Below are 21,143 nucleotides of genomic sequence, written 5' to 3'. Positions count from 1 at the left end.
CGTGGCAGCGCCGGGCCATGCCCTGCGGACACCGGCGAGGGCTCAGTCCAGCTTCACCACCAGCTTGCCGAAGTTGCGCCCCTGCAGCAGCCCGAAGAAGGCATCCGGTGCGTTCTGCAGCCCTTCGACCACGTCCTCGCGGTACTGGATGCGCCCTTCCCGAAGCCAGTGCGCCATCTCGCGCTCGAACTGCGGCCACAGGTGGCTGAAGTCGTGCACGATGAAGCCGCGCACCGTCAGCCGCTGCCGCAGGATCTGGCTGAACAATGCCGGCAGGCGATCGGGCCCGGGATGCTCGACGCCGCGCGCGTTGTAGGTGGCGATGGTGCCGCAGACCGGAATGCGGGCGAAATCGTTGAGCAGTGGCAGCACCGCGTCGAGTACGTGGCCGCCGACATTCTCGAAGTAGACGTCGATGCCGTCCGGCACGGCGGCGCGCAGCTGCGCGGCGAAATCAGCCGCGCGATGGTCCAGCGCCACATCCACGCCAAGCGATTGCAGGTAGGCACGCTTGCCATCGCCGCCGGCAATGGCGACCACGCGGGCGCCCTGCAGTTTGGCCAGCTGGGCGACGGTTGCCCCCACCGGGCCGGTCGCAGCGGCGACCACCAGCGTCTCGCCCGGCTGCAGCCGGGCGATTTCATGCAGGCTGGAATACGCGGTGAATCCCGGCATGCCATACACGCCGAGTGCCGTGCTCAGCGGCAGGCCCGCCGGGTCCAGCCGACGCCCCAGCACCTGCGCATCCAGCACCGCATGGGTCTGCCATCCACCCGGCGCCAGGAACAACTCGCCCACCGCGATTCCCGCCGCATTCGACTGCAGCACTTCGGCGACGGTCTGCCCTTCCATCACCGCACCCACGGCAACGGGAGGCGCATAGGAAGGTCCCTCGTCCATGCGCCCGCGCATATACGGATCCAGCGACAGATAGCGGTTGCGCAGCAGCACCTGTCCTACTGCCGGCGCCCGCAGCAGCGACTGCTCCAGGCGGAAATTGGCAGCGATCGGCGCACCCTGCGGCCGCGAGGCGAGGACGATGCGGGTGGTGGTCGGTTGATCAGCCATGGGATGGACTCTGCTGCGGACAGCATTGGACAGGAGGGGCGACAATACGCCGCGACGATCGGCGCGTGCGGCGGCGAAAACAGCGTTCCATCGCCTGCCTGATGCAACCGCGGCCGCATGCCTTGCCCCTGCATGTTTGCCGATGCGGGCGGCCCGCTGATTTCCGCTGCAGGCGACGATCCTCGCCGCCGCCGCGACCACCCGCCTCGTCCGCCATCGACCGGCGCCGCCACCTCGGCACGACGCAGGATCAACCACTTGCGCCCGCGCAGACGGCAATGTGAAGGTTTTTTTCCAAAATGCTTGCCGAAGACAGCCGACCTCCGTAATATGCGCGTCCTTGGCAGCGACGTCGCTGCAACGAAACACGTGGCCGAGTAGCTCAGTTGGTAGAGCAGGGGATTGAAAATCCCCGTGTCGGCGGTTCGATTCCGTCCTCGGCCACCACGTTCGAAGGCCTGCAGAAATGCAGGTCTTTTTTTTCCGGCCACCGCTGTCGATCGCGGTCTGCCGCACAATCTGGCCGAGTAGCTCAGTTGGTAGAGCAGGGGATTGAAAATCCCCGTGTCGGCGGTTCGATTCCGTCCTCGGCCACCATGCTTGAAGACCTGCAGAAATGCGGGTCTTTTTTTGTTTCCGGCGCGCCATGCAGGCGGTTGACGAAACATTCACACCGGCACGCAGCACGCCCCCTACGCTCCAGTGTCCTGCCGGAGTCTGCCGATGCATCTGCGCCCTGCCCTGTTCGCCTGCCTGCTGCTGGCTTCGCTGTCCGCGACCGCCAGCGAACCCGTGCGTGCCGTCGATGCACTGGACATCGACCGCTATGCCGGCCAGTGGCACGAGATCGCCCACCTGCCCGTGTCGTTCCAGAAGCGCTGCGTCGGCGACATCACCGCACACTATGCATTGCGCCGCGATGGCCGCATCAGCGTCACCAATGCCTGCCGCAATGGCGACGGCGAACGCGTGGTGGCTGAAGGCGTGGCCCGGCCCGTGGCCGGACATCCCGGCCAGTTGCAGGTGCGCTTTGTCCCCGACTGGCTGAGCTGGGTGCCGCTGGTCTGGGCCGACTACTGGGTGCTGGCGCTGGATCCGGACTACCAGTGGGCGATGGTCGGCGGCCCTGACCGCAAGTATCTGTGGATCCTGTCGCGCCTGCCGGAGATGGACCGCGCACGGTTCGAACAGCTGAAGGCCAAGGCCGAGGCGATGGGCTACGACCTGGCGCCGCTGCGCCTGATGGCGCCGATACGCGACGCACCGGCCGACTGAGCCGCCCTCCGGCTGCGCGCAACGCGCCCGCTCCGGCGCTGTGCGTGTCCGGCCGCCATCTTCACGCGCTACCCTCTGCGGCGGGTCGCCACAGGCGATCCACTGAACCATACGCCGTAGTATGCTTACGCCAACGCACCCCCTTCAGAGGACTTGCGCCCATGTTGCACCGTTTCCGTACCGTCTTGATCGTCCTGTGCACCCTCGCCCTCGCCGCCTGCAGCGACGGCATCGTCAAGCGCGTCTCGGAACCGGCCGCCAGCCTGCAGCAGCTGACCGTCCGCGCCGACGGCAACTGGACCGTGGCGCTGCGCCTGCAGAACTACAGCTCGATGCCGATGACGTTCGACGATGTGTCCCTGGCGCTGAGCGTCGGCGACAGCGAAGCCGGCACCCTGCAGGCCCGTCCCGGCATCTCCATCGGCGGCACCTCCGCCGACGTCATCACGGTCGACCTGGTGCCCAGCTCGGCCGCACGCCTGGTGGTGGCCGATGCGCTGGCCGGCAACCGCACCCTGGCCTATGGCCTGAAAGGTTCGGTGACAGCCACGCCGCAGGAAAAGAAGCAGCGCAGCTTCGACGTCAGCAGCCGCAGCACGTTGAACCAGGCGCCGGGCCTGCCGGGCGTGCTGCGCTGAACACCGCTTTCCATCGCGGCGCACCGCGCCGCTCTCCCTGTCCCTGATCGAGACGTATCCGATGAGCAGCTACACCGCCCCGCTTTCCGACCTCCGTTTCGCCCTGCACGACGTGCTCAAGGTCGAACCGCTGTTCGCCCGCCTGGGCTTCACCGACGCCACCGCCGACGTGGTCGATGCCGTGCTGGAGGAAGCCGGCCGTTTCAGCGCGAGCGTGCTGGCCCCGCTCAACAGCGTGGGCGATGAAATCGGCTGCGTGCTCGACCAGGCCACCGGCGAAGTCACCACCCCGCCTGGCTTCAAGCAGGCCTATGACCAGTTCGTCGACGGCGGCTGGACCGGCCTGACCGCCGCACCCGAGCTGGGCGGCCAGGGCCTGCCGCACACCCTGGGCGTGCCGCTGAATGAAATGATCAATGCTGCCAATCTGGCGTGGGGCAATTTTCCGCTGCTCTCGCACGGCGCCATTGAAGCGCTCAAGCAGCACGGCGAAGCGTGGCAGCACGACGCCTTCCTGAAGCCCCTGATCGAAGGCCGCTGGACCGGCACCATGTGCCTGACCGAACCGCACTGCGGTACCGACCTGGGCCTGCTCAAGACCAAGGCCGAGCCGAACGCCGATGGCAGCTACGCGATCACCGGCACCAAGATCTTCATCACTGCCGGCGAGCACGACCTGACCGGCAACATCGTGCACCTGGTGCTGGCCAAGCTGCCCGACGCGCCTCCGGGTGCAAAGGGAATCTCGCTGTTCGTCACCCCGAAGTTCAAGGTCGACCGCGAGGGCAACGTCGGCGAGCGCAACGCGCTGCGCTGCGGCTCCATCGAGCACAAGATGGGCATCAAGGGCTCGGTCACCTGCGTGATGAACTTCGACGGCGCGCAGGGCTATCTGGTCGGCCAGCCGCACAAGGGCCTGCAGGCAATGTTCACCATGATGAACACTGCGCGCCTGGGCGTCGGCCTGCAGGGCATCGGCCTGTCCGAACGCGCCTATCAGAACGCGCTCAAGTACAGCCGTGAGCGCCTGCAGTCGCGCGCCCTGAGCGGCGCGAAGTTCCCGGACAGGCCGGCCGACCCGATCCTGGTCCATCCGGACGTGCGCCGCATGCTGCTGACGGTGAAGTCACTGGTGGAAGGCAGCCGCCTGCTGGCCCTGCACGCGGCCACCCTGATCGACATCGCCCACCGCGCCGACGACGCCGCCGAGCGCGAGCGCGCCGACACCCTGGTGAGCTTCCTGACCCCGATCTCCAAGGCCTGCCAGACCGAATGGGGCATCGAGAACACCTACAACGCCCTGCAGTGCTTCGGTGGCCACGGCTACATCCGCGAACACGGCATGGAGCAGCTGGCGCGCGATGCACGCATCACCACGCTGTATGAAGGCACCACCGGCATCCAGGCGCTGGACCTGATCGGCCGCAAGACCGCCTCCAGCCAGGGGGCCGGCCTCAAGCTGATGCTGGCCGAGATCGAGGCCTTCGCCAGGGAACACGAGGGCAACGAAGCGCTGGCCGAGTTCATCGGCCCGCTGCGCGCCAAGGCCGCCGAATGGGGCAAGCTGACCATGGACGTGCTGCAGCGCGCCGCCGGCAACCCGGACGAGCTGGGTGCGGCCAGCTACGACTACCTGTTCTATTCCGGCTACGTGGTGCTGGCGTACTGGTGGGCACGCAGTGTCGCCGCCGCCGACGCCAGTGCGCACGGCGCGGCATTCGCGCAGGGCAAGCGCGAAACCGCGCGCTTCTACTTCGCCCGTGTGCTGCCGCGTACGCTCAGCCATGCTGCCGCGATCCAGGCCGGTGCCGCGCCGCTGATGGCGATGGACGACGAGCGCTTCGGCGCCTGAGCCCATCCCGCCGGTAGATCCACGCCATGCGTGGATGAGGGGTCAGAGTCCTTTCCCTCGGAAAGGGATCCGACCCCGGCCTGACCGCCCTCGATCATCCCTCTGGAGAAAAGCCCCCCTTTGTTAAGGGGGGCGCGCCAACGGCGCGGGAGACAGGAGGAATGCGCGGACCTGAATCTTGCGATTTGCGTATCGCCGACGGGCGATACACAAATCGTCAACATTCAGGTATAAGCTGTTCTCCCGATGGAGACAGACACTACACGCTTGGGTCTGATCGAAGCCGGAGCCCCGCTTTCTGCTCCGGGCGTCGAAGCATCGCCCAACGTCACGACGTTGCACCGCCCCGGTTCGGTCCGGCTGCTCTCGCTCGACGCCCACGGACGCGTACTGGACTGGATCACATGGCAGGATGCCGCCTGCCTCTACGCCCGCGAGGCCGTCGCCTGGACCCTTGGCGACCCCTGCCTGCACATCCACGGCGGAACCAACCGGTTCAGCGGCCTGCAGAGTGGCCTGGACCTGCATCCGATCATCGCCGCGCGCGGCCACGCGCGATCCCGTGCCATCGACCCTACCCCGAACCTGACCAACCCGGCCCTGTTCGCCCGCGATTCGCACCTGTGCCTGTATTGCGGCCAGCAGTTCAACCGTCCCTCGCTGACCCGCGACCACGTCATGCCGCTGTCCAAGGGCGGGCTGGACTGCTGGGAAAACGTAGTCACCGCATGCTTCCACTGCAACTCGCGCAAGAGTGACCGTACCCCCCAGCAGGCCGGCATGCCGCTGCTGGCGGTGCCCTACCGGCCCAGCTGGATCGAGCACCTGATCCTGTCCAACCGCAACATCCTGGCCGACCAGATGGCGTTCCTGAAAGCGCAGTTGCCCAAGCGTTCCAAGCTCAGCACCTGAACCTGCCGGCCGGCAACCCTCACCGTCCTGTCACGGACGGCGGCGTTTGCTTGCCCCACCCCCGTTTGAGGGCGAAAATGGTCGTTCAGAACACGTGCGAACATGATGATCGACTCTGCCCGCTATCCCCGCCTCGCGCACATCCAGACGCCGGATGACCTGCGCACGTTCGACGAATCCGAGCTGAGGGCGGTCGCCGACGAACTGCGCGCCTACCTCATCGAATCGGTGGGCAAGAGCGGCGGACATTTCGCCGCCGGCCTGGGCGTGATCGAACTCACCGTCGCCCTTCACTACCTGTACCAGACCCCGCATGACCAGCTGGTCTGGGATGTGGGCCATCAGACCTACCCGCACAAGATCCTCACCGGCCGCCGTGACGAGATCCACACCGTCAAGCAGAAGGACGGCGTGGCGCCGTTCCCCAAGCGCGAGGAAAGCGAGTTCGACACCTTTGGGGTCGGTCACTCCTCGACCTCGATCTCCGCCGCACTGGGCATGGCCATCGCCCGCCAGTCACAGGGTGACGACCGCAAGATCGTGGCAGTGATCGGTGACGGCGCGATGACCGCCGGCATGGCCTTCGAGGCGCTGATGCACGCGGGCGGCATGGAGCCGGAGCCGAATCTGCTGGTGATCCTCAACGACAACAACATGTCGATCTCCGAGGCCGTCGGCGGGCTGACCAAGATGCTCGGCCGCGCCACCGGCAGCCGCACGCTCAATGCACTGCGCGAAGGCGGCAAGAAGATCCTGGGCGACAAGAAGAACAATCCGGCGCGCTTCGTGAAGCGCTGGGAAGAGCACTGGAAAGGCATGTTCGTGCCCTCCACGATGTTCGAGGAGATGGGCTTCCACTACACCGGCCCGATCGACGGCCATGACCTGCCCGCCCTGCTGTCCACGCTGAAGACGCTGCGCGCCTCCAAGGGCCCCAAGCTGCTGCACGTGATGACCACCAAGGGCAAGGGCTACGAGCCTGCCGAAGGCGACCAGATCGGTTATCACGCAGTGGGCCCGTTCGATCCCGACAAGGGCCTGGTGGCCAAGACCGGCGCCAAGAAGCCGACCTACACCGACGTGTTCGGCGACTGGCTGTGCGACGCTGCCGCCGCGGAGCCACGCCTGTACGGCATCACCCCGGCGATGCGCGAAGGCTCCGGCCTGGTGCGCTTCAGCAAGGAATACCCGCAGCGCTACTTCGACGTGGCGATCGCCGAGCAGCACGCGGTCACCCTGGCCGCCGGCATGGCCACCCAGGGCGGCAAGCCGGTGGTGGCGATCTATTCCACCTTCCTGCAGCGCGCGTACGACCAGCTGGTGCATGACGTGGCCATCCAGGACCTCGACGTGCTGTTCGCGATTGATCGCGCCGGCGTGGTCGGACCGGATGGGGCGACCCATGCCGGCAACCTCGACCTGAGCTTCCTGCGCTGCGTGCCGAACATGGTGGTGATGGCCCCGTCGAACGAGGCAGAGTGCAGGCAGATGCTCAGCACCGGTCTGCAGTACGCTGGTCCGGCTGCGGTGCGTTACCCGCGTGGCAGCGGTACCGGCGTCGCCGCCGGCAGCGACCTGTCCACGCTGCCGATCGGCAAGGGCGAGCTGCGCGTGCAGGGCAGCCACATCGCCCTGCTGGCGTTCGGCAGCACCGTTGCCGCCGCCGAACAGGTGGGCCGCGAGTTGGGCCTGAGCGTGGTCAACATGCGCTTCATCAAGCCGCTGGACCGCGACCTGGTGCTGGCAATGGCCGCCCAGCACGAAGGCCTGGTGACCATCGAAGACAACGTGGTGGCCGGTGGCGCCGGTTCCGGCGTGGCCGAGCTGCTCAACGCCGAAGCGGTGCTGCGACCGATCCTGCATCTCGGCCTGCCCGACGCCTACCAGCATCATGCCAGCCGCGAGGACCTGCTGGCTGAAGCCGGCATCGATGCCGCCGGGATCCGCGCGGCCGTGCTCAAGCGCTGGCCGCAGCTGGCTGCCACCACTCCGCCGCTGAGCGCGGCGGGCTGACCGCCCCGGGTGGAACCGGGCAGGCGCCCGGTTTCCCACGCCTGCTGCGGAACGACGCGCGGTCCCTGTTCAACCGTAGCTGATCGCTTCCACGAACGCGCCGCTGGCTTCCACGCGCACGGCGGCGCGCTGCCCGGTGTCCACGAAGTGCAGCCTGGCCAGGGCCTGGGCGAAATCGAAGGCCCGGGCGCCGTCGCGGAACTCGATCGGCTCCGGTCTATCCGGGTGCAGAACGCGCCATTGGCGCTGTTCGCACTGAAGGCGGATCAACATGCAGCTCACTCCTTGAGGCAGCGTATCGATGATGGCGGAAGGCGTGCATCGGTGCCGGCACGGACTGCCGATGCGATCAGGGCACCCGTGCCCTGATTGCAGACGATACGGCGTTCAAACTGTGAGCAATATCAGATTTTTCTGATTTTGACGCAGATGGCCAGAAGGATCAGTTCACCTGGAACTGGGCGCGGCACCCATCGCTGACCCAGATGCCGCGGCGGTCCCAGCCCCAGGTCCGGCCCTCGATACAGGCACTGCGGGAGTCCTGCCGGATCAGGCGTACGCTGCGGCGGACGCGGGTGTCACAGTATTCCTGTCGATGGCCATTGGAATGACAGGCGATGACTTCGCCACCGCGGCCATTGCCGTTGCCCCATCCACCACCCCAGCCGCCGCCACGACGCGACTCGCCGACGAACTCGGCCCGGCAGCCCCGGGTCACCCACACGCCGGAGCGCGACTGGCCCCAGGTCTCGCCCTCCACGCACGGCGAGCCGGACAGCTGGCGGATCAGCCGGGGCCGTCCTTCCAGGCGGCACTCATTGCTGCGGTTCTTGACCGATTCGCATCGCACGATGCCGCCTCCGTCGCGGCCGCCATGGCGATCGTCGTCATAACCATAGTTCTGCGCCTGCGCGCCCCCGGCGGCGGCCAGCATCGGCAGCAGTGCGCAGGCCAGGGTGCGCCAGGTGAGTGCGTTGCCCATCGAGATCTCCAGATGAATGCGTGGCGGCAAGCATCCGGGATTCGCAGCGCTGCGCACAGAGGGCAACGTACCGTCGGTTCTTTCCCCATTCAAACAGCTCAACCGCGGCTGACTGCGCCGCAGGGTCGGCCGCTAGGTACCGATCCGCAGTACATCTACGGCACCCCCCAGTGCCTCCACACGCACGATGCAGTGCTGGCCCGTGCGGCGGTGATGTTCCTGGGCCAGTTCGGTGGCGACATCGAACGCGTCGGCGCCGCGGGCGAACGAGGCGGTGGTGCGCGCCTCGGGGTCCAGCACGAACCAGTGCTGGGCATTGCAGTGGACGGTAAACACCATGATCGACTCCAACGGAGGGAATGGACGCGGCGCCGGGATGAGGTGAGAGCGCCGATACCTGTTCAGGCTAGCGAGCGCTTCAGGCAGGGCCTATCAGATTTGTCCGAAAAATCCCCGCCGGCGGATCGGAATTCGCGCTTCGTCACATCCCTGAGCCCGTTCACCCCATGACTTTCGTGATTCTTGTCACGAAGTCAGCTTGGCTTCACACTATCGTCACCAACAGGGGCCCCTTCCACATGCGCACCTTCCGACCGCCGCAGCGCTCGACGCTGCTGAAGTTCTACTTCGCAGCCTGCTACCTGGTCCTGATCGAGGAACTGATCCGCGCGTCGATGAGTTGAGTGCTTGCCGCTGCTGCTGGCCCGCCGCACACTGGTGGTTTAGGCCACGGAGTGTCCTCGATGAAAGCCCTCATGCTGGCGCCGATGCTGCTGGCCCTGGCCGCCTGCGCGGCACCGCAACAGACGCCCGTGCGCGAAGCGGCAGCCACTTCCGCACCCGTAGTCGGCGGTGATCGCGATGCCCATGGCTGCATCGGCTCGGCTGGCTACCAGTGGTGCGAGCGCAGCCAGCGCTGCGAGCGCCCCTGGGAACTGGCCCAGGCGCAGGGCCTGGCCAACACCGCCGAGGCGATCGACGCCTACTGCGCGATGCCGGCACAGCCGGCGCGCAGATGAGTGCCGCCTCCATGACGGCGCTCAGTCCCCTGCCCACGCTTGCGCGCGGCCGCTATCGCCATTTCAAGGGCGGCGAGTATGAAGTGATCGACATCGTGCGCAGCAGCGAGACCCTGCAGCCGATGGTGCTGTACCGCGCACTGTATGGCGAAGGCGGATTGTGGGTGCGACCGTACGCCATGTTCGTAGAACAGGTACCGGGCGCACTTGGCCCACAGCCTCGTTTCGCACGTATCGAAGACTGAAGACTGCGCGTCTCGCGTGGCAGCGCACGCCTGCGCGCGCTGCCACGCAGGCAGCCGCTAGCTGACCTTCTTCGCGACGGTCATGCCCAGCAGGAACAGCACCACGGCAATGATGATGCCGGCCCAGAACAGGAACTTGGCGATACCCACCGCGGCACCCGCGATTCCGCCGAAGCCGAGCACGCCGGCGATCACACCGATGATGGCGAAGATGATGGCCCACTTGATCATGTCGATCCTTTCCCCACAGGGACTGAAAACAGTGCGATCAGCCTAGGCCGCAGCCGATGCCAGCCTCGTGAGGGAGCCGCGCGTGCGGCGTGAAGCCGCATACGGATCAACGGGGCCGGAAGCGCAGCAGGGCCACCGCGAACGCCAGGAACACGCTGCCCACCAGCCGCTCGAACCAGCGCCGGGCGAACGGCCGGCCGAGCCAACGGCGCAGGCCATGGCCACCGGCGGCATACATCACGTACCAGAACAGCTCGCAGCTGGCGAAGGTTGCCACCAGGACGCTGTACTGCACGGCCTGACCCCGCGCGGGATCGACGAACTGCGGCAGGAACGCCGTGGCGAACAGCAGCAGCTTGGGATTGCTCAGGCCCACCAGCAGGCCGCCGCGGAATACCGCCCAGGCTCCGTCCGCTGGCAGCACCGTCGCCGGGGCCTCAACGTCCACCGGCGCTGCCGGCCGGCTGCTGTCGCGCCACGCTTTCAGGCCCAGCCAGGCCAGGTAGGCCACGCCCAGATAGCGCAGCACTTCAAACAGCATGGGTGAGGAGTGCAGCAGTGCGCTCAACCCGGCGGCGGAGGCCGCCAGTACCGCCAGCATGGCCAGCAGGCAGCCGGCCATGGCCGGGAGGCTGGCGCGGAATCCCAGGCCGACGCTGCGTCCGAGGATATGCAGCATGTTCGGTCCAGGGGTGCCACACAGCACGAACACCGTAGCCAGGAACCACCACCAGGTCTGCAGGGACATTCGGCCATCCACGAAAGAGAACCGTCCCAGCATAGGCGGTGGCTCACCGCGACGTCACATACAGCGCGATGCCGATGCGACGGTTACAGGCGGCCACTCACGCATGAACCTGCCGTGCCGCGCGCAGCTCCGACCACGCCGTACCCAGCACACGCATCGCCGACCGCAGAAACAGCACCAGCAGTGCGGCCGCCACCAGCAGATCGGGCCAGCCCGCACCGAACAGCGCCACCAGCCCTGCAGCCAGCAGCACCGCCGAGCCCTCGTACAGATCGTTGCGCGAGCACTCCCAGGCGGACGCCAGGTTGACGTCATCGTTGCGATAGGGTGTGAGCAGCCACAGGCACAGTGCATTGGCTGCCAGATTGAGCAGGGCGGCCAAGCCCATGCTGGCGAACAGCGGCACCTCCGGATGCAGCAGGCGCCAACCGATCTGCACCGCCACGGCCACCGCTGCGGCAAGGATCAGCAGCCCCTTGAACAGCGCCACACGTGCCTTGGCGACGATGCCCGCACCCACCACCGCGAGGCTGAGCGCATAGGTGGCCGCGTCGCCCAGATTATCCAGCGCACCGGACAGCAGTGACGAAGAATGGCTGTACCAGGCAGCCAGCACCATCATCGCGAACGTGGCAAGGTTGACCAGCAGCACGATCCGCAGCACGCGGCGGTGACGCGCCTGCATCGCCGCCAGGTCCATCGTCCTGCCGCAGCCACAGCATTCGCCCATCACCCTGCCCTCGATCATCGATGGCCGCATTATCGCGCCTGTCAGCGGTCGCGGCGACATCGCCGCCCGCCTGTGCTGCAATGGCGCCTCCCCATCTGGAGCGGCACATGAAGACCCTGGGCCTGATCGGCGGCATGAGCTGGGAGAGTTCGGCGCAGTACTACCGCCTCATCAACGAAGAGGTGCGCCGTCGCCTGGGGGCCGCGCACTCGGCGCAGCTGCTGATGTGGTCGGTGGATTTCGCTCCGATCAAGCAGTTGCAGCACGACGGCGACTGGGATGCGCTTGCGCGGCACATGGTGGATGCGGCAGAGCGCCTGCAGGCCGGCGGCGCCGATGTACTGCTGATCTGCACCAATACGATGCATGCGCTGACCGCGCAGATCGAAGCAGCCTGCCCGCTGCCGCTGCTGCACATCGCCGACCCGACTGCCACCGCCATCGTGGCGGCCGGTTGGCGCAGGGTGGGCCTGCTCGGTACGGCCTTCACCATGGAGCAGGACTTCTACCGGGGACGCCTTGCCGGTCGCTTCGGGCTGGAAGTGCTGGTACCCGAGGCCGAAGATCGCCAGCAGGTCCACGACATCATCTACCAGGAGCTGATCGCCGGCGTGGTCAGCGAGCGCTCGCGACAGGTCTACGCCGACGTGATCGCGCGGCTGGTGGCGCGTGGTGCCGAAGCGATCATTCTCGGCTGTACCGAAATCATGCTGCTGGTGCGCCCGGAAGATAGTGCGGTGCCGCTGTTCGACACCACCACCCTGCACGCCCTGGCGGCGGTTGACGCCGCGCTGGCGGGATAGACAGCCGGCGCGGACGCGATCAGTCCGCCCCCCGCACTTCCAGCGCCGTGACCAGCCAATCCACCACCGCCTGCGAGTCGCACAGGAAGAAGATCGCATCCCCGGACCGCGCCTCGGTCAACAAGCGATAGACCGTGATCGCCACCGCCGACTGGTTGGCAATAAACACTTCGGGGCTGCGCGGCCCCTCGTTGTGCCGGGAAACGGCCTGCAATGCGCGGCGCGCAGCCACCGTTGCGGCCGGGTCGGCACTGCGGGTCAACTCGGGCCCACGCAGGCCCCAGCTGACAAAGACGTGCTTGCCCTTGAACGTGGTGTCCAGGACCTGCACCTCGGCGGCACCTGCCTCAGCCGAGCGATCAATGACGGTACTGCTGATCAACGCAACCCCCTGTGGTCGTCGTGGTCCGCGCATCCACCTCCACGGACCCGCTGCACGCCCGTGACCGCAGCCACATGCTGCGCCAGCGGACGCGGAAGAGAGGCGGAAGGAGAAGCCGATGCGATCGGATGTGCAGCGATGATACGGGATGTCGGTCACGCATGGGCTGGCGTACACGGCCGCATCGCCCATCGGTTCACCCACAAAAAAGCCCACGCATCGCTGCGCGGGCCTTCTGTTTCATCACAGTGGTCGGGACGGCCGGATTCGAACCGACGACCCTCTGCCCCCCAGGCATCGTTACTGTTCGGCCCATCTCGTTGATTGGCAAGGAATCTTCATAACAATGAAGCTCCCCAAAAGTGTCGATTGCGACACTAGCAATCAATCACTTACGAGTTGATAGGGTGCATATGGCGGCTCTACCCGACGCCATCCGAACGGCGGCGATGCGATCCCCCCTTCAGCCAATTCCCCTTCCCTGTCCCGCCAATCGAGGATCTTCTCCGGGTGCTCCCCGCCGCGCCCCGTATCTAGCGCCCCACGGCCAGCATCCCCTTCTCGGCGAGCGTACATGCAGCGGATCGCGACGAGCCTAGGCAGGTGTCACGAACTGCTGCCCGTCGGCGTCCTTGCTTCGGGTGGGGCGATTCCGGCCCCACAGATACCCGAAAAGGACCCATTAAAATGAATCGAGCGAACTGGTTCGTAGTCTCTCCCGAGGGCGCCAAAGCCGTGGGGCAACTGCATCACTTTGTGACCGCGGGCACCTCTCTGCCGCCGAAACTGGTGCATCTGGTGTTTTTGCGTGTGTCGCAGCTAAACGGCTGCGCCCACTGCATCGACATTCATACCCGTGATCTGCTTAAGGAAGGCATGCCGTTCGACACAATCGCTCTCCTACCTGTTTGGCACGAGGCCGCCTATCTATTCTCGGAACAAGAGCGCGCCGCACTGGCATGGGCAGAGGAAGTGACGCTCGTGAGCGAAACCCATGCATCTGATGAGGCGTACGAAAAAGTAGCCGCAGTATTCGGCGAGAAAGACCTGGTCGACCTCACGCTCACCATTGCGGCCATGAACGCGATCAACCGGATGGGCGTGAGCTTCAGATTGAAGCCCCGCGCCAAGCCCGCTGCGGAGAAGTAGCGTACGGCACGCCGGAGATCGTCCTGGCTTTGTCCGGGCCGAGGCGCTCGTAGGAACCATCGGTGGCCTACTCACCGCAAGGAACGGGCGGAGCAAGCCCCGCCCACATAGTGCCTTAACCCTGGACTTCCGCCCGGAAGGCAATCTCAATCAGCTGCTCGGGGAAGGCCAACGCCGAGACCCCGATCAGGTTGCTGGCCACCTGCGGCACCGGCTGGCCATACACGGCCGGCCGGACTTTGCTACTGGCCGCGAAAGCGGCCGGAACGTCGATGACGAACAGCGTTTCCTCGACCACGTCCGCGATCGACCCACCCAGCTCTGCCAGCAGCACCTGCGCGTTCTCGTAGGTGCGCCTCATCTGGGCTTCCATGGTGTCGAAGTTGGCGGGCTTGCCATTCGCCCCCAACTCTGCTGGGGCGACCAACTGCCCCTCCGGCGTATGGGACAGCTGTCCGGACACGAAGATCGTGTTGTTAACGCGGACGGCTTGGACGTACCCATAGGCCGACTCCCACGGCACTCCGAAGCTGGCGGTCTTGCGATTGCTGGCGCTCATCGTGGCTCTCTCTAGTGAAAGGGCAAGTGTGGCAAGCAATCAGCGGCGACCGCCTCCCCTGAACGGGGGATCAGATTCGAGCGCGGGACAGCTGCTCTCTACCTGCCCTGACCCACGCCTTCATGGGATCCCTCGCCCTGGGCTTGGTCTCCTTCGGCGGTCGACGAGGCTCCAGCGCGTCCTTGATCCGTGTCAGATCCATCGCCCCAGACTCAGCCAGGCGCCGCGCCTGTTGCTGCTGCTCGCGCGTAGGCGGCAGGCCAGGCAGTGGCGGCGGCAGTTGGATCGGGGTGCTGTCCGTCAATCGGGCGACGGCCTCGCGCAGGGGAAGGTTGGGATAGAGCCTGGCCGCGCACCAGCGCTCGGCATACCGCTTCGCCTGCCGGATGCTCGCCGCGCGCACTTCCTTCACCTGCCACATCTTCTGGCCTTCCATCCACAGGCGCACGCCGACACCACCATCGGGGACAACGCTGGCCGTTTCCCGGCCGTTGTACCAGAGCGCCCAGCGCTCACCGGTCTGGACCCAGCCGGACGGGCGTAGGGTGGTGCGGAAACCTTGGTGGACGTACGAAGGAAGCATGGCCGGGAGGATACGGACCCACATCTCAGAGGCTGCGACTTCCCGGCCCGATCTAGCAGTCGCGGCCGGTTTGATGAACTGTTCACAGCGCCATGCAAGACTGGCCGTACTTGGCTCTTCTCCGGTGCAAATCCTTTGCCCCCGTGTCCAGCCCCTGACCGGCATTGGACATGCATCCTCCCCGAGCTTTCAGGATCCACGCGGTCCAACCGATCTTCACTCGAGGCGGCGTAGTGGATCGACTCCATTCGCTCGACGCCACGTGCGCCGCCTGCGCAACGCTATCAAGACTGGTTAGCGGCATCGGATGTCGCCATGGCCAGGGCGGAACCCTGTTGACATGCCCGACCTGTGGCGCTCTGGCTCTCATGGACGAGCTGGAGATATGGAACCACTGGCTCGATATGCGTCGGCGAGATCGCTTGCTCTCCCAGTTCACCAGCCACGCCCACTAACAGCGATCTCCACACAAACCAAGCTGCCTGAAACGAGCCGCTTCGCTGTACAAGAATCTGTGAGGCGTGAGTTCTTAACAATTCACGTTGTATGGTTGACCCACCTGGCTTCTCTTCGGCGCGAAATCCTTCGCCCCCGTGTCTAGCCCTCTTCCAGGCAAGACATATGACCTCCCCAGCCACCTTCCGGATCCTTCGGATCCGTCCTCTGCTGCATCTCAACGGCACGATCGAGCGTGTCGATTCAATCCAATCCAAATGCAACGCTTGCGGAGACGAGTCCCGAATGTCACGCGGATGCGGACTTTTGGATGTGAAAGAAGGAGTCCAGCTCACCTGCCCAGCCTGCAATGCCCAAGGACTTCTGAGCGACGGCCAAGCTTGGATCCACTGGCGTGAGCAGACGAGGCAAGACCGAATTCTCGCCCTTGCTGGACTGGAGCCAAGAGATCTAGATCTTCCCTAGATCCTTGATGACCGCCTGACCTTGCTGAAGAAAGCCAATCAGCAGACGGCCGCCGGCCACCTGCCGGCCCATCCGCTCATTGAGGTAGCTCGCCTGCAGCCGCCCGGCGACCAGCAGCTCGGCCTGGGCCATGCTCGGCAGAACTGTCTTCAGCGGCTCGCCTGGCGACGCCAGCTGGCCGGTTATGGACTGCACGAGCGCCGGTTGCCCGCTACCGCTCTTCGAATACGCCGTGGCGATCATCCGGCCGTGCTGCGGAGACCAGCCACCCAGCACGATCTCCGTTCCCAATTGCTCGATCGGCAGACCTGCATCGGCTACCGCCTTCTCATAGTTCGGCCACAGCTGGTCAATCACCTGGCCGAATTCCGCGCTCAACTGTTCGACCGTGAACTCGGCGCGGAAGCTCGCCTGCAGGGCAAGCTCGTAGATCCGGAGGAAAAACTGGGTTGATCCTCGCGCGGCCAGCAAGAGGTTGTGCTGGGGAATCAACAGCATCTTGGCGCCCCTCGAATGGGCGCCGGTTAGCGCATCTTCGGCGAGCGTATCGACTGCGATAACAAGCTGGTCACGACTGAGCAAAACGTTGAGGATGCTCATAGGGCGACTCCATGGGTCGCCGCGAACTATGACCGCCTCGGCTACCTCAGTCCATAGGGACCATCATGACGACACCGATCGAAGAGATCCTAGAACGCCTTGGCGCCTGCGAAGCTGGCCTGGAGGCACATCGTGGTTACCTCAAGGCAATGGAATACGCCATCAGAGTGTCTGTGCTCACACACCCCGAACCAGAACGTCTCGCGGCTGCCTGGACAACGCTGTTGCCCGGTATCACGGCTGCACATCAGCACGACAGCGGCCCCCTGTTCTGCGCCGCGTTCCAGCAGTCTCTTGTAGTGCTAACAGAACAGATTGCAGGCGGATAGACTTCGCCTCGGTAGTTATGCAGCGACCGCGTAAGGCTCGACAAGGCGGACGAGCATATCCATTGCGGTGACGCTGTCCTCAGCACCGCGCTGGCTGAAACTGGTCCAGCCCGACCGGGCGATACCGCGCAGCTCTGCCGGTTCAACAGGTAGCCAGCGCATCGGCCAAAACGGAAGCCGGCGTTGACCAACCCTGCCACGTTGCAGTTCCACGATGCCGTCGTGACTGCTCGCGCCCAGCACACGGGAGTAAGCAACCGACAAGCCGTCTTCCGGCCCCTCCAGGTACTTGAGGAAGCGTTCGCCGTCGAACAGCAGAACCCCTGTGAAGCCAGCGTCGCGGTTGAACCGGGCTGCATCGTCCACAATATGGTCGAGCTTACCGTTGGAAAGGCCCAACTTGTCGCCAGCGATCTCATCGCTGGCTCCGCTCACGTATACAACCGCCCGGATAGGCATGGCTTACCTCCTCCATGGGCCATCAACCATAGCAGCCGTTGCCGAACGCGAGAGTGATGAATCAATGCGGCGTGATGAACAGTTCATCGACAGCTGGTGGTGAACAGGGAAGGTCATCACTGGACTAACGCGTCAGGCGGCGCACAATCGCGCCGACCTACGGGGGTTTGCGGCCATGCCCGACACAGGATTGTTCTACGTGGTGGATATACAGGTAGTGCTCGATGAACAGGGGCGAATCGCCTACATCTCGAGCTTGGCTGTGCAATGCACCCGCTGTACCCACGTCACGCGCTCCGCGGGAGCCGACCTTGAGTCAACGCCCGGCGGCACGGTTCTGACTTGTGGAAAGTGCGGCGCCAGGCAAATGGCCAGCAATGCCCGCTTAGTGGAGTGCGACCACATTCTGAGTGACGGCGGCCCGGCACCACGGGCTGCCTAGAGCGAGCGGAACCTCGGCCTATCTGCCAACCGCTAGCACGACCAAGCCATACCTCAAAGTGATAGAGATCGGCGCAATGTCGAGCCATTGGGAACGGCCCCGGACCTTAGCCGTCGCCCGGATGCCTACCAGCCAGGGTCCCCATCGTGAAGGCATATCCTGCCTGCTCCAGGAGTGCCCTCATACGCAGCTCCACGCGACGAGGAGAGCGCAGTCCATTTGGAGCATAGAGGGCATACACGTAGCCAGCGCCGTCGATGATCTCGCGGCGAACTGCACACTCGGTTGATTCGGTAGCCTCGCACCATACAGACATCAGCCTGGCAGGGCTGATTGACTGACCGTTGCGAAGTCGGAAGAACAGCCAGCGCACCCCTAGCGATCGAACTTGATCTAGCCTAGCCATTGCGAGCCCCTGATTCGTCTATACAGATCGCTAAGAACCTCAGGATCCAGGCGAGGGCGCTCATCTTTCGAGGAACGCGGTAGAACTATGCGCTCACTACCGTTAACTAGAGCGGGGAGATCTGACTGCAGATCAATCCACCACCCGAGAGGAAGTCGGAGTCCAGTACCCGTTCTATCGTAGATACATATCGGGAAATTCATAGCGTTGCTCCCAGCTTTACCGAGCATACGCTTGTTCGATGTCAGGCCCGAATGCGACAGCTACTAGATTGGCGCATCGACTCGCTTTGCGCATGCGAACACGTGTGCTTCGTCTTGCTGCACCCGTCGAAATGACTCAAGCCAACTAAAAGCCGCTCCCCGATTACGGATCGCTTCACCTAGCTTCTCCGTCAGGCATCGAGCACACTCCATTCCCCCAGGGCTCTGTCCTCGGCAGGTCCGGCACTGAGCCATCGTGGTTGTCCCCTCCGGACGCGACTGGTACATAATTTTTGTCATCAAGCTTACAGCCCGGGAATGCGACGACATTTCAGCCCAGTCTCCTGTGGTCTCGAAGAAGCCGCGCTAGGCGCGGCCACCCCTACGCATCAACGTCGACTGCCGCTACCGACGCTGCCCTTCTGGTCATTGCCAGACGTTGGCTGGTCCTGATCCTTGCTGTCAGGCTCTTGCTGTTGCCGGCCTTGCTTTCCGCCCGCCCCTTCGCCGCCAAGCTCATCTCCTTTCACTTCGTCCTGCTGACCAGACTGCTTCTTCTCGGCATCCGAATTGGAACGGTCATTCTGGTTCTGGGGAGAATTGTTCATGTCTTACTCCGATGCAGCCATCTGCTGCCATCCCACAGTGGCCCCCAGCGCGTTACGCAGCCGTACCGAATTGGCGCAACTATGAACAAGTGTCATGAACAGGCAGGTGTTCTAAAGGGTGTACAGTGCAGGGCCGAGAGGAGCAGAACATGGAACGCATGAGGAACAAGGATTTCGTTGACGTCGAACGCGAGCTCACCCACTGGGGGTTGGCATTCAACTCCGGTGCCCTGCCTGCTGTTAGCTTTCGCCATGAGGTTGACCCCGTCATCCGGATCGCATGTGACATCTACGTCAGAGACCCGCATGGAACACACGCAGAATGGCTGGACGACCTCGAGGGCAGACTTGCGGCCCGATCCAGTCTTCGTGGTCACCCTGGCGCAGCGGAGATTGCAGGTCAATGCTGGTCGCGCCTCTCTTGCTCCTAGGAGTTTTCTTCCCGCGAGGCTGCCTCGTTCCCTTCTCGCATGAGCTGATCATTCAGCACGTGAACGATGGACATGACCGAATCGGCGAGCGCTCTTGAGTCGCTGATTGACCCGTAAAAATAGATCCTGGAGCCTTCAACTCGGACTTCTGCCAAGGAGAGCTGAGACGCCAGCGCCTCGCACTTCCTCACGAAGAGTTCAGTCCAGCGGGCTCCTGGCGCAAGATCCAACAAAGCAATGATGGCCTCATCAGTAGAGGAATCGACGCGCTCATGTAGCTGCGGCACATCGAAACCGACAATTCTCGGAAGCATGGAAGCGCTCAACGGTTGATCCTCTTGCTCATAGTCGGTTTGAGTATCCTCTACGATACTCGGGTCCACCATCTGGCAAAGCCCACATCCTTACGCCAAACCCGCTCCCGTGTCTCGATAGACGGTCATATCAACGATCGCCATGGCGGTCTTAAGGTAGGCGGCGGTGATCTGGGCGGAATAGCACATGGGCGCCATTTGTCCGCAGCCTGCGTTCATCAAGCGTGATAGCTACAGGCCGCTCACGTCCACGACCATCACATCCATGCCGCTGCCGGCAGCAACCGGCGCGGGGTTGCCGAAGGCCGCATAGGTCCCTTCGCCGCTGTTCCAGCTTTGCAGATCGTAGCCGTCGCTGCGCGAGTAGACGAACCCAGCAGAGCAAGCCCACTGCCAAGGCGAAGTAGGCGTAGCCTGAACGCCGCTCCAGCGGTACGCCGGTCGAGTCACGACGTAGGCGTACTGCCCACTGCCGGCAAACCGCACCTGCGCGTTGGGCGAAACACCAGGGGTCGTCCGGAAGTCCACTACCCGCATGTACTTGCGCGTTGAGTCGTAGACAATGCGCCCCTGTGCGTCGAACGTCTGCATGCCATATAGGCCGGTCGCGTGCGGCCTGTCGAACACGAACACCTCGATAGTGTCGCCAGGCGCAGCGCCGGCACCGTGCCGGCTGATGAAGCCGAACTCGAACCCGCCGGCCACCGGCCGGGCACGGCTGACCGTGAACGGATGCGCGCACCGTGCCGCCACAATGGGGGCGTCACCCTGCACAGTCAGAAACGCCTGATTGCCGTAGCCACCGCTCACCGGCCCGCCGGCTGTCTCGAATACCAGCGTGTGCTTACTGATCAGCGCATAGTTGAAGAACGTCGAGTCGATGATGACGTTGTCGTTGGTGTTGCGGATTTCAAAGCCGGCCTCTGCCATCAGTAGGTCCCAAAGTAGAAGTCCGAGTTGAAGCCCCAAGACATCGTGGTTCCGCTGAACGTCACCTGCCCGAACTCCCTTGGATACATCAGCCCATTCTGATCCAACACCGGAAAGTAGAAGGGCTGGCCCTGTGCCAAGGCAGGCTCTTGTGACGACCCGTTCTGCGCGGAAGTGACCCTGCCGAGCAGCCGCGTCATCCGCGAGGTCACTGATACTTCAAGCTGCCCCTGCGGGCCGAACGCCTCAAATCCTGCGGGCATAGAACACCTCCAGAAGAATGAGGGGCGGCCCCGCAAGGCCGCCCCATT

The 21,143-nt window shown here is 64.6% G+C and carries 26 protein-coding genes and 2 tRNA genes; 11 read left to right on the top strand and 17 right to left on the bottom strand.

Annotated elements, in window-relative coordinates; translation table 11 throughout:
• Nucleotides 1-42: 42 nt before the first annotated feature.
• Nucleotides 43-1,068 (bottom strand): NADP-dependent oxidoreductase, encoded by a 1,026-nt coding sequence (locus ACVOME_RS08020; protein WP_481504958.1) that lies wholly within the window; start codon nt 1,066-1,068, stop codon nt 43-45.
• A 371-nt stretch (nt 1,069-1,439) separates the two neighbouring features.
• Here ACVOME_RS08020 and ACVOME_RS08015 point away from each other — a divergent pair.
• The 7 genes from ACVOME_RS08015 to dxs all read left to right on the top strand — a co-directional run bounded on the left by ACVOME_RS08015 (nt 1,440) and on the right by dxs (nt 7,758).
• Nucleotides 1,440-1,515, top strand: a tRNA-Phe gene (locus ACVOME_RS08015).
• Nucleotides 1,516-1,589: 74 nt separating this feature from the next.
• Nucleotides 1,590-1,665, top strand: a tRNA-Phe gene (locus ACVOME_RS08010).
• Between the two features lie 126 nt (nt 1,666-1,791).
• Nucleotides 1,792-2,343, top strand: coding sequence for a lipocalin family protein (locus ACVOME_RS08005; protein WP_053518705.1), 552 nt, complete (start codon nt 1,792-1,794; stop codon nt 2,341-2,343).
• Nucleotides 2,344-2,504: 161 nt separating this feature from the next.
• Nucleotides 2,505-2,981 carry an LEA/WHy family protein gene (locus ACVOME_RS08000; protein ID WP_065181910.1) on the top strand — a complete coding sequence of 159 codons (477 nt, stop codon included), beginning with the start codon at nt 2,505-2,507 and terminating at the stop codon, nt 2,979-2,981.
• A gap of 61 nt (nt 2,982-3,042) precedes the next feature.
• Nucleotides 3,043-4,833: an acyl-CoA dehydrogenase C-terminal domain-containing protein gene (locus tag ACVOME_RS07995; protein ID WP_053518703.1), complete on the top strand. Its 1,791-nt coding sequence runs from the start codon at nt 3,043-3,045 to the stop codon at nt 4,831-4,833.
• A gap of 246 nt (nt 4,834-5,079) precedes the next feature.
• Complete coding sequence (locus ACVOME_RS07990; protein WP_053518701.1) at nt 5,080-5,745, top strand: HNH endonuclease; 666 nt, start codon at nt 5,080-5,082, stop codon at nt 5,743-5,745.
• Nucleotides 5,746-5,850: 105 nt separating this feature from the next.
• Nucleotides 5,851-7,758, top strand: coding sequence for a 1-deoxy-D-xylulose-5-phosphate synthase (dxs, locus tag ACVOME_RS07985; RefSeq protein WP_065181991.1), 1,908 nt, complete (start codon nt 5,851-5,853; stop codon nt 7,756-7,758).
• Between the two features lie 69 nt (nt 7,759-7,827).
• Here dxs and ACVOME_RS07980 read toward each other — a convergent pair whose 3' ends face one another.
• From ACVOME_RS07980 to ACVOME_RS07970, 3 genes are all read right to left on the bottom strand, one after another.
• On the bottom strand, nt 7,828-8,031 hold the full coding sequence (locus tag ACVOME_RS07980; RefSeq protein ID WP_053518700.1) for a hypothetical protein: 204 nt from the start codon (nt 8,029-8,031) through the stop codon (nt 7,828-7,830).
• 169 nt (nt 8,032-8,200) lie between these two features.
• A complete protein-coding gene (locus ACVOME_RS07975; protein ID WP_053518699.1) occupies nt 8,201-8,740 on the bottom strand; it encodes a DUF3011 domain-containing protein in 540 nt (179 codons plus the stop codon).
• A 132-nt stretch (nt 8,741-8,872) separates the two neighbouring features.
• Nucleotides 8,873-9,079: a hypothetical protein gene (locus tag ACVOME_RS07970; protein ID WP_279942246.1), complete on the bottom strand. Its 207-nt coding sequence runs from the start codon at nt 9,077-9,079 to the stop codon at nt 8,873-8,875.
• 404 nt (nt 9,080-9,483) lie between these two features.
• Between ACVOME_RS07970 and ACVOME_RS07965 the strand changes: the two genes are divergently transcribed.
• Nucleotides 9,484-9,759 (top strand): hypothetical protein, encoded by a 276-nt coding sequence (locus ACVOME_RS07965; protein WP_053518696.1) that lies wholly within the window; start codon nt 9,484-9,486, stop codon nt 9,757-9,759.
• An 11-nt stretch (nt 9,760-9,770) separates the two neighbouring features.
• A complete protein-coding gene (locus ACVOME_RS07960; protein ID WP_053518695.1) occupies nt 9,771-10,004 on the top strand; it encodes a DUF1653 domain-containing protein in 234 nt (77 codons plus the stop codon).
• Between the two features lie 57 nt (nt 10,005-10,061).
• Here the strand turns inward: ACVOME_RS07960 and ACVOME_RS07955 are convergent, their stop codons facing one another.
• The 3 genes from ACVOME_RS07955 to ACVOME_RS07945 form a co-directional block, all read right to left on the bottom strand.
• Complete coding sequence (locus ACVOME_RS07955) at nt 10,062-10,235, bottom strand: DUF1328 domain-containing protein (RefSeq protein WP_006380555.1); 174 nt, start codon at nt 10,233-10,235, stop codon at nt 10,062-10,064.
• Between the two features lie 106 nt (nt 10,236-10,341).
• Nucleotides 10,342-10,983, bottom strand: coding sequence for a LysE family translocator (locus ACVOME_RS07950; RefSeq protein WP_065175529.1), 642 nt, complete (start codon nt 10,981-10,983; stop codon nt 10,342-10,344).
• A 97-nt stretch (nt 10,984-11,080) separates the two neighbouring features.
• A complete protein-coding gene (locus ACVOME_RS07945; RefSeq protein ID WP_080375309.1) occupies nt 11,081-11,713 on the bottom strand; it encodes a cation efflux transmembrane domain-containing protein in 633 nt (210 codons plus the stop codon).
• Between the two features lie 107 nt (nt 11,714-11,820).
• Here ACVOME_RS07945 and ACVOME_RS07940 point away from each other — a divergent pair, with 107 nt between their 5' ends.
• On the top strand, nt 11,821-12,516 hold the full coding sequence (locus tag ACVOME_RS07940) for an aspartate/glutamate racemase family protein (RefSeq protein ID WP_262100381.1): 696 nt from the start codon (nt 11,821-11,823) through the stop codon (nt 12,514-12,516).
• A 19-nt stretch (nt 12,517-12,535) separates the two neighbouring features.
• Here the strand turns inward: ACVOME_RS07940 and ACVOME_RS07935 are convergent, their stop codons facing one another.
• Nucleotides 12,536-12,931 carry a hypothetical protein gene (locus tag ACVOME_RS07935; RefSeq protein ID WP_481504957.1) on the bottom strand — a complete coding sequence of 132 codons (396 nt, stop codon included), beginning with the start codon at nt 12,929-12,931 and terminating at the stop codon, nt 12,536-12,538.
• 654 nt (nt 12,932-13,585) lie between these two features.
• Here ACVOME_RS07935 and ACVOME_RS07930 point away from each other — a divergent pair.
• Nucleotides 13,586-14,047: a carboxymuconolactone decarboxylase family protein gene (locus ACVOME_RS07930; RefSeq protein WP_019660562.1), complete on the top strand. Its 462-nt coding sequence runs from the start codon at nt 13,586-13,588 to the stop codon at nt 14,045-14,047.
• A gap of 115 nt (nt 14,048-14,162) precedes the next feature.
• Here ACVOME_RS07930 and ACVOME_RS07925 read toward each other — a convergent pair whose 3' ends face one another.
• The 9 genes from ACVOME_RS07925 to ACVOME_RS07885 form a co-directional block, all read right to left on the bottom strand.
• Nucleotides 14,163-14,606, bottom strand: a complete 444-nt coding sequence (locus ACVOME_RS07925) for a RidA family protein (protein ID WP_322523004.1) — start codon at nt 14,604-14,606, stop codon at nt 14,163-14,165.
• Nucleotides 14,607-14,676: 70 nt separating this feature from the next.
• Entirely contained in the window at nt 14,677-15,213 is a 537-nt protein-coding gene (locus ACVOME_RS07920; protein WP_481504956.1) for a hypothetical protein, read from the bottom strand.
• Nucleotides 15,214-16,095: 882 nt separating this feature from the next.
• Nucleotides 16,096-16,710, bottom strand: coding sequence for a hypothetical protein (locus ACVOME_RS07915; protein WP_481504955.1), 615 nt, complete (start codon nt 16,708-16,710; stop codon nt 16,096-16,098).
• A gap of 344 nt (nt 16,711-17,054) precedes the next feature.
• A complete protein-coding gene (locus tag ACVOME_RS07910) occupies nt 17,055-17,498 on the bottom strand; it encodes a BLUF domain-containing protein (protein ID WP_481504954.1) in 444 nt (147 codons plus the stop codon).
• Between the two features lie 548 nt (nt 17,499-18,046).
• Nucleotides 18,047-18,346 carry a hypothetical protein gene (locus ACVOME_RS07905; protein ID WP_481504953.1) on the bottom strand — a complete coding sequence of 100 codons (300 nt, stop codon included), beginning with the start codon at nt 18,344-18,346 and terminating at the stop codon, nt 18,047-18,049.
• Nucleotides 18,347-18,938: 592 nt separating this feature from the next.
• Nucleotides 18,939-19,157 carry a hypothetical protein gene (locus ACVOME_RS07900; protein WP_481504952.1) on the bottom strand — a complete coding sequence of 73 codons (219 nt, stop codon included), beginning with the start codon at nt 19,155-19,157 and terminating at the stop codon, nt 18,939-18,941.
• Between the two features lie 427 nt (nt 19,158-19,584).
• Nucleotides 19,585-19,914, bottom strand: coding sequence for a hypothetical protein (locus ACVOME_RS07895; RefSeq protein WP_481504951.1), 330 nt, complete (start codon nt 19,912-19,914; stop codon nt 19,585-19,587).
• Nucleotides 19,915-20,133: 219 nt separating this feature from the next.
• A complete protein-coding gene (locus ACVOME_RS07890; RefSeq protein WP_481504950.1) occupies nt 20,134-20,832 on the bottom strand; it encodes a hypothetical protein in 699 nt (232 codons plus the stop codon).
• Complete coding sequence (locus tag ACVOME_RS07885) at nt 20,832-21,095, bottom strand: hypothetical protein (protein ID WP_053519520.1); 264 nt, start codon at nt 21,093-21,095, stop codon at nt 20,832-20,834. Before ACVOME_RS07885 ends, ACVOME_RS07890 begins: the two co-directional genes overlap by 1 nt.
• Nucleotides 21,096-21,143 lie beyond the last annotated feature (48 nt).

The organism is Stenotrophomonas sp. STEN008, from assembly GCF_056760435.1.
Note: the sequence above shows the minus strand (reverse complement) of the source record. Positions and strands in the feature narration are given on the sequence as shown.

What these genes read in the sequence shown, in the direction of transcription:
- ACVOME_RS08020 (WP_481504958.1), bottom strand. Translation starts at nt 1,068, where the DNA reads ATGGCTGATCAACCGACCACCACCCGCATCGTCCTCGCCTCGCGGCCG.
- ACVOME_RS08005 (WP_053518705.1), top strand. Translation starts at nt 1,792, where the DNA reads ATGCATCTGCGCCCTGCCCTGTTCGCCTGCCTGCTGCTGGCTTCGCTG.
- ACVOME_RS08000 (WP_065181910.1), top strand. Translation starts at nt 2,505, where the DNA reads ATGTTGCACCGTTTCCGTACCGTCTTGATCGTCCTGTGCACCCTCGCC.
- ACVOME_RS07995 (WP_053518703.1), top strand. Translation starts at nt 3,043, where the DNA reads ATGAGCAGCTACACCGCCCCGCTTTCCGACCTCCGTTTCGCCCTGCAC.
- ACVOME_RS07990 (WP_053518701.1), top strand. Translation starts at nt 5,080, where the DNA reads ATGGAGACAGACACTACACGCTTGGGTCTGATCGAAGCCGGAGCCCCG.
- dxs (WP_065181991.1), top strand. Translation starts at nt 5,851, where the DNA reads ATGATCGACTCTGCCCGCTATCCCCGCCTCGCGCACATCCAGACGCCG.
- ACVOME_RS07980 (WP_053518700.1), bottom strand. Translation starts at nt 8,031, where the DNA reads ATGTTGATCCGCCTTCAGTGCGAACAGCGCCAATGGCGCGTTCTGCAC.
- ACVOME_RS07975 (WP_053518699.1), bottom strand. Translation starts at nt 8,740, where the DNA reads ATGGGCAACGCACTCACCTGGCGCACCCTGGCCTGCGCACTGCTGCCG.
- ACVOME_RS07970 (WP_279942246.1), bottom strand. Translation starts at nt 9,079, where the DNA reads ATGGTGTTTACCGTCCACTGCAATGCCCAGCACTGGTTCGTGCTGGAC.
- ACVOME_RS07965 (WP_053518696.1), top strand. Translation starts at nt 9,484, where the DNA reads ATGAAAGCCCTCATGCTGGCGCCGATGCTGCTGGCCCTGGCCGCCTGC.
- ACVOME_RS07960 (WP_053518695.1), top strand. Translation starts at nt 9,771, where the DNA reads ATGACGGCGCTCAGTCCCCTGCCCACGCTTGCGCGCGGCCGCTATCGC.
- ACVOME_RS07955 (WP_006380555.1), bottom strand. Translation starts at nt 10,235, where the DNA reads ATGATCAAGTGGGCCATCATCTTCGCCATCATCGGTGTGATCGCCGGC.
- ACVOME_RS07950 (WP_065175529.1), bottom strand. Translation starts at nt 10,983, where the DNA reads ATGTCCCTGCAGACCTGGTGGTGGTTCCTGGCTACGGTGTTCGTGCTG.
- ACVOME_RS07945 (WP_080375309.1), bottom strand. Translation starts at nt 11,713, where the DNA reads ATGGGCGAATGCTGTGGCTGCGGCAGGACGATGGACCTGGCGGCGATG.
- ACVOME_RS07940 (WP_262100381.1), top strand. Translation starts at nt 11,821, where the DNA reads ATGAAGACCCTGGGCCTGATCGGCGGCATGAGCTGGGAGAGTTCGGCG.
- ACVOME_RS07935 (WP_481504957.1), bottom strand. Translation starts at nt 12,931, where the DNA reads ATGCGCGGACCACGACGACCACAGGGGGTTGCGTTGATCAGCAGTACC.
- ACVOME_RS07930 (WP_019660562.1), top strand. Translation starts at nt 13,586, where the DNA reads ATGAATCGAGCGAACTGGTTCGTAGTCTCTCCCGAGGGCGCCAAAGCC.
- ACVOME_RS07925 (WP_322523004.1), bottom strand. Translation starts at nt 14,606, where the DNA reads ATGAGCGCCAGCAATCGCAAGACCGCCAGCTTCGGAGTGCCGTGGGAG.
- ACVOME_RS07920 (WP_481504956.1), bottom strand. Translation starts at nt 15,213, where the DNA reads ATGTGGGTCCGTATCCTCCCGGCCATGCTTCCTTCGTACGTCCACCAA.
- ACVOME_RS07915 (WP_481504955.1), bottom strand. Translation starts at nt 16,710, where the DNA reads ATGAGCATCCTCAACGTTTTGCTCAGTCGTGACCAGCTTGTTATCGCA.
- ACVOME_RS07910 (WP_481504954.1), bottom strand. Translation starts at nt 17,498, where the DNA reads ATGCCTATCCGGGCGGTTGTATACGTGAGCGGAGCCAGCGATGAGATC.
- ACVOME_RS07905 (WP_481504953.1), bottom strand. Translation starts at nt 18,346, where the DNA reads ATGGCTAGGCTAGATCAAGTTCGATCGCTAGGGGTGCGCTGGCTGTTC.
- ACVOME_RS07900 (WP_481504952.1), bottom strand. Translation starts at nt 19,157, where the DNA reads ATGAACAATTCTCCCCAGAACCAGAATGACCGTTCCAATTCGGATGCC.
- ACVOME_RS07890 (WP_481504950.1), bottom strand. Translation starts at nt 20,832, where the DNA reads ATGGCAGAGGCCGGCTTTGAAATCCGCAACACCAACGACAACGTCATC.
- ACVOME_RS07885 (WP_053519520.1), bottom strand. Translation starts at nt 21,095, where the DNA reads ATGCCCGCAGGATTTGAGGCGTTCGGCCCGCAGGGGCAGCTTGAAGTA.